Source organism: Candidatus Phytoplasma pruni (genome assembly GCF_013391955.1).
GTDB lineage: Bacteria > Bacillota_I > Bacilli_A > Acholeplasmatales > Acholeplasmataceae > Phytoplasma.
The window spans coordinates 1-14406 of record NZ_JABUOH010000041.1 but is presented as its reverse complement, the minus strand read 5'-3'; the positions used below and the strand labels follow the sequence as shown (position 1 = coordinate 14406).

Below are 14406 nucleotides of genomic sequence, written 5' to 3'. Positions count from 1 at the left end.
GTAGTCTTTGATGTGGTTGAGGGTGTTGTCGGACCAATAGTAAGTGGGTATCGTGAAATTGTCGGATTGGGGGTGATGGTAGGCGATGTAGTAGAGGGTGCCGTTTTTATATTCGGTGTATTTGGTGCGTTTTTTTGTGATGGGGTTGAATTCTTTGATGTAGTAGGGGGAGCCGTCGGAGCGATACCATGTTTCTTTGATTTTCCTTTTGTTGGCGTTGTATTCGGTGATGGTTTTGAAGCCTAATGAGTCGATGTGGGTGGTTGTTTTGTTGTTGGGGGTTGTTCTTTCTGCCGGAGCGTGGTGTTTGTGATTGTTTGTCATTTGTTTTTTTTCTCCTTTGATTTTTGTTTTTATTTGTTTGACATTGTGTCAATGCCTGAGCGTGGTGTTTTTATTTTTGTTTCCTTGGGGGATTTTTTCTTTTTTGGGGGAGTGGAGGATTGTTTTTTGGGATAGTAGATTTGCTTGGTGTACCATTTGATGTCCCCGTTTTTCATGATGATTTTGATTTTCCCGGAGGGGTAGTAATGATAGATATTGCCGTTTTTCATGGTTTTTTTAATCATGGGGTTGCTCCTTTATTTGGTTGATTTTTTGTATGATTAAGCGGGTATTTTCTTCGATGGTTGTGGTACCTGATAAAAATAAATGATGGTGGGGTTGATATTTTTCTAAATATTGATAATACCCTTGACGAACTTGGTGAAAATAGGAGAGTGGTTTTTCTTCGATGACGTCCGTTTTATGATGGGGTTGGATTTGTTTGCGTTTGAGACCGATTTCTGGTTCGATGTCGATATAGACAGTTAAATCAGGTTGGTAAAAATCTTGGTGGATTAAATTAAATTTTTGATGGGTCGGGTCTGTTGAGTGCGGGTAGACTTGGTAGGCGAAGTTAGACCCGACCCAACGATCCATTAAGATGATGGTTGGTTGATGGAGGTGAGGTTTGATTAATTCCTCTTGGGTTTGTAGCATGTTGGCGAAACTTAATAAATATCTAGTTGGACTAGTTAAGAGAGGATTATGCAAGAATATTTGGCGCATTTCTTTACCCAACGAAGAACTGCCTAATCCTTGTCCTAGGATCACCTGGGCCCCTTGTTGGGTTAGTTCGTGTTGGAGAGAGCGGATTAAACTTGTTTTTCCGCAGCCGTCGATTCCTTCTAAAACGATTAATTTCATATTTTTTGTTTTCCTTTTTTGATTTATTTTTTTGTTTTTTTGTTTTTGATTTAGGGTTTTGATTGATGTTAGGTGTGGTGGATTTTGCCTGAACGTGTGTTTTGTATTTGTGTGTTTGTTTTGATGTGGGTGGTTGATTTTTCTGCCTGAACGTGGTGTGTGTTGGATGGTTGTGTGAATGTGGTGTTTTGATTGTTTTTTGGGTGTTGATTTTATTTGCCGGAACGTTGTGATTGTGTTGTTTGATTGTGGTGTTTTGATTGTTTTTTGGGTGTTGATTTTATTTGCCGGAGCGTGTGGATGTGGTGTTTTATTGGATGAATTGGTTGTCTTGGAGAAATTTGACGACGGTGTGCTGGAATAACTTTTTGGCTTCGTTTATTCCGCGGTCGTAGTACACGACCCCGAAAAGCGCCTCAAAGTTATCGGCGTAATTTTTGTGATAGGTTGCGCTTTGAGGGATTAGGTTGAGATGTTTCATGACGTTGATCCACAATTTGTTAGAAATTAATTCTCCTAAATTGCAGGGGTTTAATTGAGGTGAATTATAAATTAATTCAATAATAAATAATCTTAGTACAGCGTCGCCCATGAGATCGTTTTTACGAAGGGGGTTGACGAATAACTCGTGCCAAGATGTTTCTTTTTGGAATGTTATATTGAGGCGGGTCAATAATTCTTTGGTGATGGTTTCTGTTTGTTGCTGGACATTTGGGAAGGTGGTTATTTGGGGGGTTGTTTTTATGGGTGAGAATTTTCGTTTGGGGCGGGTTTTTTTCTTTGCCGGAGCGTGGTGATTTTGTTTTGGGGCATCAAAAATCTTGGTCATTTTTTGTGTTTCGGGATCTCTTCGAAAGATTGCTTTGATAGAACCGTCCGTTAAATAGTGGGTTTGGAGGTTCAGGACATTGCCTGGTTGGCGGTATTCGTTGATGTGGGCGATTGTCCCGGCGTCGTTATAGGTGGTTTTGGTGAGGAGGTGGTGTTGACGACGGGAAAAGTCGGCGATGAACCAAATGCTTTTTTCGTTATAATAGGCGGTTAATTGATAGTTTTTGGTTTTATCGTTTAATTCCCAGGTATAGGTTCTATTTTTGGCGTTGATTTTTGCCATTAACTGTTTGGCTGTTTCGGTTTGTAGTAGTTTGTGTTGTTTGATGTCTTTTTCGTCCGGGGGGTTGTTTGTTTGTTTTGAGGCATCAAAAATCTTGGTCATTTTTTGTGTTTTGGGATCTCTTTGATAGATTACTTTGACAGAACCGTCCATTAAATAGTGGGTTTGTCGGTTCAGGATATTCCCTGGTTGGTGGTATTCGTCGATGTGGGCGATTGTCCCGGCGTCGTTATAGGTGGTTTTGGTGAGGAGGTGGCGTTGACGACGGGAAAAGTCGGCGATGAACCAAATGCTTTTTTCGTTATAATAGGCGGTTAATTGATAGTTTTTGGTTTTATCGTTTAATTCCCAGGTATAGGTTCTATTTTTGGTGTTGATTTTTTTCATTAACTGTTTGGCTGTTTCGGTTTGTAGTAGTTTGTGTTTCTTGATGTCTTTTTTGTCCGGAGCGTGTGGTTGTGGTGGTTGTTCTACTTTTGGTGTTGTATTTGTCGGTGGTTGGGGGTTGGATGTTGGAGGAGTGGTGTTTTGGTAGATGTTTGTAAATTGATTTGTTTGGGGGTTGGGAGTGAAAATGTGGGAGATGGAACCGTCTTTTTTATAGAGAGTTATTTTTATTTTCTTGCCTGTTTCAGGGTTGTATTCGGAAAATTGTTTTAATTGACCTTTGGAGTTGTAGTGTTTTCTTTCAGTTAGTTGTTCTTTATCGTTGAAAAATTCAATGTAATTGATGTTTTCGTTTTTATGAAAATACAAAATTTGTGTTTGTTTGAAAGAGGCGTTGTATTCGGTGATGATTTTTTGTCCTTGTTCGTTGATGATGGTTTTTTGAAATGTTTGGTTGGGGTTGAGTTGTTTTGACAACATGTTGTTCTCCTTTCTGAGAGGGTTGTTTTATTGTTGGATGTTGTGTTGATTTGCCGGAGCGTGTTGATTTGGGTTATTTGTTGGATGGGAGGGATTGATATTTTTGGCGGGTGTCTTTGTATGTTTGTTCGGTGGTTTTGATTTCTTCGGAGGTTAAATCTGAGGGAAAGTGAGTACGGAGGTAGTTGGTAGTTGAGGGATTGTAGTCTTCGATAGAGTCAAGAGAACCGTCGGGGTTGTAGTAGGCAACGGAGTTTGTTTCGTCGGGGTTGAAGATGGTGATGGTTTTGATGGTTTTATCGGGATTGAATTTAATTTCTTTAATGGAATTGTTGGTGATAGGATCGCGTTCTTCGATTTCTTTGAGGGAGCCGTCGGGATAGTAGGTGGTGGGATTTCCTTGAATGTCATATTTAATTATTTCTTCAATTCTCCCCTCGTCGTAAAAAATGGTTTTGGTGCGGTTGCCGGTTTGGGGATTGTTGTGGGCGATCAACCAAAGGGAGCCGTCAGACCAGTATTCGGTGGATTTGATTATTTGTCCTGTTTGGGGATCGTGGTCGTTGATGGAACGGAGGGTGCCGTTGGGATTGTAGCGGGTGGTGGTGATTTTTTGGTTGGTGGCGTTGTATTCGGTGATGATTTTGTGATTGTGTTCGTCGATGTGGGTGGTTGTTTTGTTTGCCTGGGCGTGGTTGTTGTGATTGTTTGTCATTTTTTGTTTTCTCCTTTGATTTTGGGATTGATTTTATTTGTTGTGTTTTTTGCCTGAACGTTGTTGTTTTGATTGTTTGTCATTTGTTGTTTTTTTCCTTTGAATTTTGTTTTATTTTTGGGTGTTGTGTTGATTGCCGGAGCGTGGTGTGTGGTGTATTTATTGATGGAGGTGGTTGTGGTTATTTTGTCTGAACGTTGTATTTGTGTTTTGTTGGATTGTGGGGTTGATTAGTTGGAGGGGGTTGATATTTCACGGAGTTTTTTTAAGATGAGAAACATGGCGTAAGAGTCTTGTTGACAGTAAGTTAAGAGGTCTTGTTTGGTTTGTTCTAGTTTTTGGGGACTCATGAGATGGAAAGAAGCGTAGGCGGCGAGGGCCTCGACGCCGTTTTTGATGGCTAAATTGTCGTAATTTAAATCTGAAAAGATGGGGAGGACTTTTTTGATGGAGTAGGAACCATTTAGGTCGTCATGATAAAAATTGATGATATCGTAGTTTGGGACCCCTAATTCCTCATATAGAGCGGTGTTTCCTTTGACAAGATCCATTAAATCGATGATTCTACTGATGATGTTGTTTAAACGCGGGCTGTATTCAGGGAATAATGCGGCTAGTTCTTCTAAACGCCCTTTTTCGAAAGGTTGAAAATATACGACAACGCTGCCTCCGTCATCGGGGATGCTTTCGAGTAATTTTTCTGTTAACGAGCGACGATAATCGTTCTGATTATCGGGAGCGAGGTAGGAGATGTTGTCGGCTTGGGAGTCGCATTTGCCAGGTTCGCGTTCGATGTGGATGGAAAATTGGAAAACGGATTGGGTGTAGGCTTTTTCGCCTTTGAATCTAGGGAAAGGGCAGGGGAAGGTTTCGAAGTCTAGATGGTAAATCGGGTATTTTAGGAGGCCTATGCTGGAGCGTATCTTTTTGTAATCGTAGTACGGTTGTTTGGTGGCGATGACCTTTCTTTGAATGTCGTGATCGGGGTGGATTAATAATTCGGAAGGAACATCTAAGGCGTGATAGATGTTTTTTTGATGGAGGTCTTCTACTGAATCACGGCTTTTGTGGGGAGTTTGGGGATTGACGAAACCATGTTGAGAACGGAGATAGGTGAAAAGATTGTTTTTTAACGGGATTTTGGTGTAGGTTTTTAAAGTTTGCATTAAGGCGGGTTTTTCTAATTGAGGGTTAGTGAGATGTTTGGCGACCAATTGGATGTCGGCTTCGATAATAGGTTGCATGAGTTTCATTAAGTCGGTTAAATCAACAATACTGAATAAAGCGGGATTGTCGTATTTTTCTTGTCCTTCGTGTACGTATTCACCGTTGAAGAGGACTAAACGGAATTGGAGGTTTTTCTGGGGGTTGTTTTGATGGAGGATCCATGATTGATAGGCTACATCGTAAATATTCTTGCCTAAATCATGAGTGGGGGATAATTTGTTGATAAAGTTCAACACCTTGTTAATTTGATGCATTTCGGTGGTTAGTTTGTCAATTTTGGCGGTTGTTATTTGGTGATATTTTTCATATTCTGGTTCGCGGGATAATTTGCGTTGTTCTTCAATTAAGTAATCTTTTTGGAGTTTGGCATTGTGGTAATGTTGTTTTAATTTAGAGACGGACTTTTCGTTTTCATGGTCGGGATTTAAAATATTGCTTAAATATTTTAAAAAAGCGGGTTTCATTTTTAAGACTTGGGGTTGGTTGATGTTTTCGGATGGTTTGATTTCGAAAATCTTTTCTGTTTTGAGGAAATACTTTTTCTCTAAATCAGGATAGGGATTGTAGGTCATATTGAGGAACTTTTTGGAAGTGGCAGCCTTGGCTTCGAAAAGATAGATGGAGTCTTTATTTTCGTAATAAACATCCACAAACGAACTGAATTCATAACCGTATTTGGTATGGGAGATCTTTTTTTGTTGGAAAGTATCTGGGTTATAAATTATTTTTCCTTTGACGATGGATGATAAGTATTGTCCGAACTCAATTTCTAGTTGTTTGTAGTATGGCATTTTGACTCTTAAATCCATTAACTGCTCCCTGATGACGGGGTTGGCGTCATCGGGGAGGATTTGTTGGATGAAGGTTTGGTATAAAGGGGATTGTTTTTCTTCGGGGGATAAGAGATTGTTTAATTGTTTGAGAAAGGAGAAAGTTTGGTTTCTGCGTTCTTCTCTGATGGTTTTTAGATCCATATATTTTAATAATTTAGTATATTTAGAAAAAGCTGATTTAAAAATTCTTTTTGATTGCATGAAATGGGTTTCCTTTTTTATTTGATTTTGATTTTGGGTGTTGATGTTTTCTTGCCTGAGCGTTGTATTTGTGTTTTGTTTTGATGGGGGTTTTTATTTGTTGGAGATTGTTTTAACGAAAGTGATTTTCGTAAAATTGAGGGTTTTGACGGAAATGGTGGTAGATATAAAAACACATGAGGATAAAAAAAATACCCCACAGGGTGATGAAAAATATTTTCAGAAAAGAGGGGTCGTTTTGTTTCATAATGGGGGTCCTTTTTTTTAGATTTGTTTTAATTGATGATATTAGGGGGTTATTTGAAAGATTTCGGATTTTTGTTTTAAATTGGCGGATAGTTTTTTTATTGTTTGGGCGATTTGTTCTTGGGAAAGATTGTTAAATTGGATGTTGAAGGTGATTTCATCGTCGGGATAATATCCCTCCTCAGGGTCTTGGATGCTTATTTGTTGGATATCTTCTGGATGAGGAAAATGGGAGGTTAATGTGCTAATTAAATATGCAGGTTCAAAAGGTAGTATTTCTCCTTGGTTGATTTCCATCATGACATAGCCGGCATCTGGGTTGATAAGTAATTTTAATTTATAATTCATGTTTTTCTCCTTTTTTTGTTTTTGTTTTAATTTTGGGGGTGGATTGATGTAGGGGGTTGTTTTGTTTGCCTGAGCGTGTGTTTTTGTGTGGTTGTTGGATGGTGGGGTGGATTATTTGGGGTTGGTTTTTTGTTGGAGTTGGCGCATTTTGCGTTTCATTTTTTTGGGGGAAGTGGTAGGATTGTTTTTTTTAGGTGTTGTAAAAAAGAGCCGGTGGGACGCTTTGTCAACATGGTATTGTCCTTGTTTTTTCTTTCGTTTTTCTTTTTGACGATCTTTTTTGTCGTATTTTTGTTCTAAATGGGTGTATTGGTCGTAATTCATTATTTTTGTTCTCCTTGGGGCGGGTTGGTTTGATCGGTGGATTGTGGGGATTCAGGTGGGGTGGTTGGAAGAGTGATTATTTTTTTAACATTGTGATATATTTCATACATTTTGATAATGTGATTTAAAGTTTCATTCATGTTGGTGGGGTTGGAGACGTAGTTTGGAGAGGGATTTGTAGAACGTTCTTTGATGATTAAAGGGCGTTGGGATAATGCTTTCGTTAATTTATCGATTTGGGTGTTTTTTTCTTGGAGGGATTGTTCTAACATTTGTATTGTGTGGATGTCGTTAGAATTTCTTTTAGGGGTGAAGATAATAAATGTGAAAAGATAGATTAAAGATGTAATAAATAAGAGGTAAGATAATGCTATTTTCCAATGTTTTTTGCAAATTGTCGTGCATTGTTTTAATAGGGAATTTTTTGGTTGTTTGGTTGGTGATTGGTATAGATCAGTTTGAGGTGTTTCATTCATTTTTTTTGTTCTCCTTGGGGGTTATTTTTGATTATTATTTTTTGTGTTCTTGCCTGAGCGTGGTGATTGTGTGGTGTATTTATTGCTGTGGGTTGAGGGAAATTGTGGTCGTTGTTTTGGAGGGTGGTGGAGTTGTTTAATTTGGCTAGTTTTTCGAGCCATAAGAGGGCTTGGTGGTTGAGGTCGGATAAAGAGTTGATTTGGTTGTTTTCGGCTTGATGCTGGGGTAAATAGTAGTCCCATTTGTAGCCTGCTCCCGTAGCTAGTTTCCTGCCGGCTCCTCTTTGATGCAATTTAGAGAAATCTATTTCATCGTAAAGAACGGCTTTGATAAAGATTTGGTTAGGGGCGATGTCTAAAAAAATTAATAGATCGTAGTTGTGCGTTTTGTGGATGCCTTCGTGTTGAAATTTGTTTTGCGAATCTAGGGTGGCGGTTTTGACCTCTACCCGATAATTGTTGACTTTAATGTCCCAATCTTTGTTTTTATTGTTGTCGTTGACGGTTTTTAAACCTATTTTTTTTAAGCCGTCGACTAAAAATTGTTGACCGAAACTTCCTCTCGCATCAATAGAGAGGTTTTTTATTTTGTAATAGAGGTCATTTTCTTGAAATTGGTTTTTATTTTTAATGTTGTTAATTATTTTTTGGTAAGTTTCGTTGAAAAAATTGCTGATATTGTTGTTTGTTGGCATGTTTTTTTGCCTCCTTTGGGGTTGATTTTTTGGTGTGGGTTGTGGAATTGCCGGAGCGTGTGGTTATTAATTATTAATATCGTCAGGATCGTAGGTTGCTTCAAATTCTCGATCACTGATAATTTCTTCTTCTTCATGATAATGAATAAAATCAAGGGTGCCGTTGGGATTGTAGTAGGTAGTTTGAAAAGGATTGTATTCGCCGAGATGATATTCAGTTATGGACCGAATAGAATTATTAGGATAATAAGATGTTTGTTTGAGGGTGGGTTCATTTTCTGTTTCTGGGTTGTAGGTACGGACGATATAAAAAGGTTCATTAGGATCAAAGTAGATTTTTTCGGTAATTTCATTTAAATTATTATATTCGGTGATGATTTTCCAACCCATTCCGGTGATGCGGGTAATTGGAGGATAGATATTTTTCTTTGTTTTTGTTTTTCCCTTTTTTATTTGTTTTTTGGGTTGGTTTTTTTGGTGTTTTGTTGAGACCCTTTTTTTGTTTTTGTTTTCGAAGGTGCAATCATATAATTGGAGAGCGAGTTGACGTTCTTGTTCGGTGGTTTCGATTTCTTCGGGGGTTAATTGTGAGGAATATTGAGTGCGGGTGGGTTTGCCTAGGGAGTTATAGTGGGTAATATAACCAATGGAGCCGGAAGGATGGTAGTAGGCAACGGAGTTTGTTTCGTCGGGGAAGTAGGTGGTGATGGAATAGACTGAACTGGTGAGGTAGTAGGCGGTTTTTTTGGTTTTTTGGTTTTCATTGTTGAATTCGGTGATGGTTTTGTAGCCGTTTTTGTCGATGTGGGTGGTTGTTTTGTTTTTGAGAGTTGTTCTTTCTGCCTGAGCGTGTGTTTTATTGTTGGTTGTCATTTTTTTGTTTTCTCCTTTGATTTTTGTTTTTATTTTATTTGTTGTGTTGATTGCCTGAGCGTGGTGTGTGGTGGTTGTTGTGTTAAATTTGGGTTGTTGCGGGGATTAGGGGGAGTCGTGGTAGCCGGCTTGAATGATGACCTCGTTGATGAGACTCATTCTTAGATTGAGGGCTCCGTTGGTAGAAATAAACGCTATTTTCTCCCAGTTGGCGGTTTGGAGAATCTTTTTGATGGTGGTTTTGTTTTGGAGGATTTTAATACCGTAGCCGCGTTTATTGGGTAATTCTTGGAAAGAATCGTATGTTTTCATTCCTCGGAAACAGGTGTTAGGGAGGTAAATATCACATTTATCGATCATCTTTTTGTTTCTGGTGGTGCCGGGAGTTTTCCCGGCGGATAAGGAATATATTTTGATGAATTGATGGGCTGTTTTAGGGGATGCCGGAGCGTGGTGTGTTTTGTTCGTTGGAGTGATTTTGCTCCAAATTTGGAACACGGTAGATACTTTTACTGTTTTGCCATCGGGGTATTGGAACGAATCAGGGGGTAGTTTTTCCGAATGAATTAATTGATATTGTTGTACTCTTTTGGCGGGGGTGCCTTTGCCATCGGAGGCGAAAAAAGGTGGAAGGATGAAAGCTACTATATCGGTGAATTGACTGGCGTGATTGATAAATCGGAGCGCCATGTTTCCTCTTAACCCGAAAGGAGGGTTGCCAATCACGATATTTTTTTCCTTGTGGGGAGGTTGATAATCTAGAAAATCGCTGACGATGTATTCGGGATTGAGGGAGGGGTTGATTTCTACGCCGGTTCTTCGGGAACTGGGGAGTAAGTTGTAAAAGCTGCCTGAACCGGCGGAGGGTTCGATGTAATGATATTCTTGGAGGTTGATATTTAAAGTAGCTAGTTTTTCTTGCAAAACGTTCCAACAATGGAGGGTTGTTTGGGGAGTGGTATAGAATTCATCTAATGTTCGGGGGGTTGATGTTTGGGGGTTGATTGTGTCAATGCCTGAGCGTGTGTGTGTGAATTTGTTGTTTTGATGATTGGGTTGGTTTTTATGTTGGAGGGAGGTTTTGTGGAGTATTTTTTGGAGGTCTAAATTGTATTGATGGGGGATGTTTTGCAATCTTTCCCACCTGAGGATGGTGCCTTTGTGCACTTTTAGTTCATTGGTGAGAAAGTTGATACCGAGATTGTTTTTTAAAAGAGTGAATATTTCAAAAGGGTTTGTTTGATTCATTTTTTTTGTTTTCCTTTTTGGGGTTGAGGTTTGGTGTGGAAAAAAGAAAAGACTCCGAAATGGAGTCTTTGAGAATTAAGGTGTGATGATTTCTTTGATGGAGCCGTCGGGGTTGTAGAAGGTTTTTTTGTCAATAAGTCCTGTATCCACATTGTAGGTTATGATGTAGTCAATAAAACCACCTTCTTCTTCTTCTTGAAAATGAGGTTCTTCGTTAGGTTTCATATTATAAGAAGATTTAATTTTTCCATCAGGATTATAAAATGTTATTTGGTTTAATTTTTCTGTTTTATCGTCGTAATGAGAAGTACTAAAAACATAACCGGTTGGATGATAAATAGTTAATTGTTTTATAGGCTTATTTGTTAAGACAGACATGAGAGAATCGTTGGGGTAGTAAATAATGTATTTGGTTATTTCTCCTGTGGCATCATATTCAGTGATGAATTTGTGTCCTGTGGCGTTGTAGTGGATGGTTGTTTTGTTGTTATTATTATTGTCATTCGTTTTGTCAATAGAAATTGTATTTTGTGGGTTGTGGACGGTTTGGTCTTTGTCAGAGGGTGCCGGAGTCGGTTGTTCTACTTTAACGTCGTTGTTTGGTGTTTGAGATTGTTCTGTTGTTGGGGGTGTTGTAGATGATGGTTTATTGATGGGAGAGGTCTTTATAGATATATTGTCTAACTTGTCAAGGGTTGCTTCTGATTCTTTTTTCATTTGTTTTAATTTGTCGAGATTTTTGTTCATTTTGTCAATGCTTTTATCTGTTTCTTTAAATAAATCGTCAATTTCTTGGTCTGTGATGGGCTTTTTGTTGGGTTTGTTTTGCATTTGATTGTTTGATGATGTTGGTTGGGATGTTTCTGAGCCAGATAGAGAGGTAGAAAAAGCATAAATGATGCTGGAAATGATTGCAACACCTAAGATAATTAATACTATTTTGACCCAATTTTTTTTAGGTGGTTGAGTGGGGAAAGGGAAATGTGGTTGGTTCATAATTTTTGAACTCCTTTGCGGGATTGATTTTTTGTTGACGTTGTGTTTTTGCCGGAACGGTAATTATATTGTTGAAAAATTCTTGTTGTTTCGTAATTTTGGTTGTTGGTTGGCATTGGTTGTTTTCTCCTTGGGTTGGGGTATTTTTTTAAGAAAAGAGACCCTATGGGTGAGATAGGGTCTGGGGAGGTTAAAGGGTGGATTATTCTTGGGCTTCAACGTAGAAAGTAAGGTCGTAGTTTAATGTTTTCGTGTTGCTGTTTACAGCTTTTGTATAACGAGGGTCTTGTTTTAAACGGTTGTAGTCCATTGTGTATGTTGCTTGTAAAGTTAATTTTTTAGATGCAGCTTTTGTATCGCCAGTGAATAATAATTGGTCGTTGTTCGTCCATTTGAATTCAACGTTAACGTAATTGGCTGATTGGTTTTCGATAGTGTGGGTCATGCTGGTTTCTACTGCGGCTTTTACTTGGCCTTCGGCGCGAACGTTAGGGTCGAAATAGACTTCATATGTTTTAACTAAAGTAGCGTTGTTGGCTAAGATAGGGATTTCGGTAGGTAGGTATAATTTGCGGTTTTGTGTTAAATGTTCTTTCCCGGCTTGCATAGCGCTGACGAAGGTGTTGGAACCGGATTTGGTATCAACTTTGAATAATTGATTTACTTCTGTTTGGGTAGGTTTATTAGGGGTTTGTGGAGTAGGGACGGTTAAGGTTTCTTTGACCGGAACGCGATATTTGGCTAGTAAGTTGAAGCCGATTATGAAAGTGGTGGATAAGATGGTAATGATTAAAGTGGTCATAAAGACCATTCTTTTAGCGTTGGGAGCTAATGGTTTTTTGTTTTTGTGGGACATGGGTTTGTTTCTCCTTGGTTTTTGTGTATTTCTCGTAGTTTAGAGTCGGTTGCGGACTTGGGGTGGGTTGTTTTGATTTAATGATTGGTGGGGATTTTTTCAATGAAAAAGACCCTAAATGGATTAGGGTCTGGTTAATCGATGAGGTAGAAGAGGTGGAGGGTTGTGTTGTATTGTTTGGTTAATTCGGCTAATTGATCGAGGGTGATGCCGTCGGGATTGAAGCCGTTGGGGTTGATTCTAGCGTTATTTTCGATATAAGCGGTGTAAAAATTATCAGGGGCATTTGTGAGTTGACGGTCGAACCATCCGTCGTAGTCGTTGTAGTAATTTTTTTTAGGGATGTAGGAACCAGTTTGATTTCTTAAATGAGGGAGGGTGTTGTAAATTTCATCATGATGGTAGATAATATGGGTTTGGATGTGGTCGCCGTGGGGGGGCGTCTATGATTGTTTCATCGGGGGTGGTGGATTTGACTGAGAAGGTTAGGGAGGAGGTTAGGTTGGATATTCCTTGATTTAGGGCGGTGGTGTAAAGAGGGTCCTTTTTTAAACGTTCATAGTCTAATTGGTAGGTAGCGGTTAAAATTAATGTTTTAGAGGGAGTGTTAGGATTGGGGTTAGAAAATAGTTTGTCGTCGTTGTTTTCCCAGGTGAAGTTGGTGTTTAAATAGTTGGCCTGAGCGTGTGTGTTGGTGGTGGGGTTGGCGATTTGTTGGGTGATGCTGGATTCTACTGCGGCTTTTATTGTTGCTTCCGCTCGGACGCGGGGGTCGAAATAGACTCGGTATTTTTTTGTGATGGTGCCGTTGTTGGTTAAAATAGTGGTTTTAGTTTCCAGATATGTCTTGTGAGTTTTGGTTAAATATTCGCGTTTTTCTATAGTGTTGGCGGTGAATGTTTCATTATTAGGGATTGATTCGATTTTTAAAAATTGTTCCATTTCGGATTGGGTAGGTAAATTAGGGATTTGTGGAGTAGGGACGGTTAAGGTTTCTCGGACTGGAACGCAGTATTTGGCTAATAAGTTAAAGCCGATGATGAAAGTGGTGGATAAGATGGTAATGATTAAAGTAGTCATAAAGACCATTCTTTTAGCGTTGGGAGCTAATGGTTTTTTGTTTTTGTGGGACATGGGGAGGTTCTCCTTTCGGGGGGATTGTTTGACGATTAAAAAAGGGGTTTAGTTGATGAGGTAGAAGAGGTGGAGGGTTCTGTTGTGTTCTTTGGTTAATTCGGCTAGGCGATCGAGGGTGATGCCGCTGGGATTGGTGCCTCCTTGGGGGTTGATGCTAGCGTTATTTTCGATATAAGCGGTGTAAAAATTATCAGGGGCATTTGTGAGTTGACGGTCGAACCATCCGTCGTAGTCGGTGTAGCGATTTTTTTTAGGGTAGCGGGTGGAGGATTTATCTCTTGTTAAATGAGGGAGGGTGTTGTAAATTTCATCATGATGGTAGATAATATGGGTTTGGATGTGGTCGCCGTGGGGGGAGGATTGATAAATAGTATTTATTTGTTGGTTGAGAGTATTATTGAAATCAATAATAGCAGTTGCTTCTTCGGAAGAATGGGAAATGATGGAAATGATAGGATTGGATGATAGTCCGTTAAAAATATATGCTTCTGTTTGTTGGGAAGAACGGATTGTATCATAAAAAATTAATTTATTAGGTTCCATTTTCCAAGAAATTTGTTCATCTGTTTGTTTTCCGGATGAATCATAGGATTGTTGTTTAAAAATGTGAGAATTAGTTTTTTTCCAAGTACGAGATTGGAGATAGCGGTATTGATATGATTCTTTAATTGTTGTCATTTTAGGCGGGGTGTTTTCGTGAGCGGAAAGAGTAGTAGATTTTAAAAAGAACATTAAAATGGTTATGAAAATTAATTTGAAAGATGTTTTGGGGATTTTTTTAGACATATTTTTTTCCTTTCTGGGGGATTTGTTGGATGGTGGGGGTTGGTTTGAAAAATTTAGAGGAAAGAAAAAAACCATCATGAAGATGGTTTTTTTAATAGAGATGGATTTTTTTAGGGGTGGAGTCTTTATAGGGGGTAATTAGAGTTTGGAGTTAATTTTTTTTAGATCCGTCGGGGTTGTAGTAGGCGATGGAAGTTGTGCCGTTGGGATTGTAGGTGGTGATGGATTCGATGGAACCGTTGGGGAGTACAACAGCGGATTCGTTAGGTTGGAAAG

General features: G+C 39.0%; 16 protein-coding genes. All 16 read right to left on the bottom strand.

The features are described 5' to 3' along the window. A partial coding sequence (locus tag HR065_RS01525) for a DUF2963 domain-containing protein (protein WP_420885487.1) occupies positions 1 to 324 on the bottom strand: 324 nt, incomplete at its 3' end. Between the two features lie 29 nt (positions 325 to 353). Further along, on the bottom strand, positions 354 to 569 hold the full coding sequence (locus HR065_RS01520) for a hypothetical protein (protein ID WP_178734161.1): 216 nt from the start codon (positions 567 to 569) through the stop codon (positions 354 to 356). Next, entirely contained in the window at positions 562 to 1188 is a 627-nt protein-coding gene (tmk, locus tag HR065_RS01515; RefSeq protein WP_178734160.1) for a dTMP kinase, read from the bottom strand. Before tmk ends, HR065_RS01520 begins: the two co-directional genes overlap by 8 nt. A 310-nt stretch (positions 1189 to 1498) precedes the next feature. Continuing rightward, on the bottom strand, positions 1499 to 3169 hold the full coding sequence (locus tag HR065_RS01510) for a DUF2963 domain-containing protein (protein ID WP_178734159.1): 1671 nt from the start codon (positions 3167 to 3169) through the stop codon (positions 1499 to 1501). A 73-nt stretch (positions 3170 to 3242) separates the two neighbouring features. Next, a complete protein-coding gene (locus HR065_RS01505; RefSeq protein WP_178734158.1) occupies positions 3243 to 3884 on the bottom strand; it encodes a DUF2963 domain-containing protein in 642 nt (213 codons plus the stop codon). Positions 3885 to 4114: 230 nt separating this feature from the next. Beyond that, positions 4115 to 6145 (bottom strand): DUF2779 domain-containing protein, encoded by a 2031-nt coding sequence (locus tag HR065_RS01500; RefSeq protein ID WP_178734157.1) that lies wholly within the window; start codon positions 6143 to 6145, stop codon positions 4115 to 4117. Between the two features lie 288 nt (positions 6146 to 6433). Continuing rightward, a complete protein-coding gene (locus HR065_RS01495) occupies positions 6434 to 6739 on the bottom strand; it encodes a hypothetical protein (protein WP_178734156.1) in 306 nt (101 codons plus the stop codon). A gap of 111 nt (positions 6740 to 6850) precedes the next feature. After that, a complete protein-coding gene (locus HR065_RS01490) occupies positions 6851 to 7063 on the bottom strand; it encodes a hypothetical protein (RefSeq protein ID WP_178734155.1) in 213 nt (70 codons plus the stop codon). Next, positions 7063 to 7539, bottom strand: coding sequence for a hypothetical protein (locus HR065_RS01485; protein WP_178734154.1), 477 nt, complete (start codon positions 7537 to 7539; stop codon positions 7063 to 7065). The genes HR065_RS01490 and HR065_RS01485 overlap by 1 nt, the downstream gene beginning before the upstream one ends. After that, positions 7536 to 8234, bottom strand: coding sequence for a hypothetical protein (locus tag HR065_RS01480; protein ID WP_178734153.1), 699 nt, complete (start codon positions 8232 to 8234; stop codon positions 7536 to 7538). Before HR065_RS01480 ends, HR065_RS01485 begins: the two co-directional genes overlap by 4 nt. Before the next feature lie 66 nt (positions 8235 to 8300). Further along, positions 8301 to 9107, bottom strand: a complete 807-nt coding sequence (locus tag HR065_RS01475) for a hypothetical protein (RefSeq protein WP_178734152.1) — start codon at positions 9105 to 9107, stop codon at positions 8301 to 8303. A 105-nt stretch (positions 9108 to 9212) separates the two neighbouring features. Beyond that, positions 9213 to 10355 (bottom strand): SAM-dependent methyltransferase, encoded by a 1143-nt coding sequence (locus HR065_RS01470; RefSeq protein ID WP_178734151.1) that lies wholly within the window; start codon positions 10353 to 10355, stop codon positions 9213 to 9215. A 75-nt stretch (positions 10356 to 10430) separates the two neighbouring features. Next, a complete protein-coding gene (locus HR065_RS01465; protein ID WP_178734150.1) occupies positions 10431 to 11351 on the bottom strand; it encodes a hypothetical protein in 921 nt (306 codons plus the stop codon). A gap of 202 nt (positions 11352 to 11553) precedes the next feature. Continuing rightward, positions 11554 to 12207: a hypothetical protein gene (locus HR065_RS01460; RefSeq protein ID WP_178734149.1), complete on the bottom strand. Its 654-nt coding sequence runs from the start codon at positions 12205 to 12207 to the stop codon at positions 11554 to 11556. Between the two features lie 393 nt (positions 12208 to 12600). Continuing rightward, the gene (locus HR065_RS01455; protein WP_178734148.1) at positions 12601 to 13341 is read right to left on the bottom strand and encodes a hypothetical protein; all 741 of its coding nucleotides are present in this window, start codon (positions 13339 to 13341) and stop codon (positions 12601 to 12603) included. A 48-nt stretch (positions 13342 to 13389) separates the two neighbouring features. After that, positions 13390 to 14130 (bottom strand): hypothetical protein, encoded by a 741-nt coding sequence (locus HR065_RS01450; RefSeq protein WP_178734147.1) that lies wholly within the window; start codon positions 14128 to 14130, stop codon positions 13390 to 13392. Positions 14131 to 14406 lie beyond the last annotated feature (276 nt).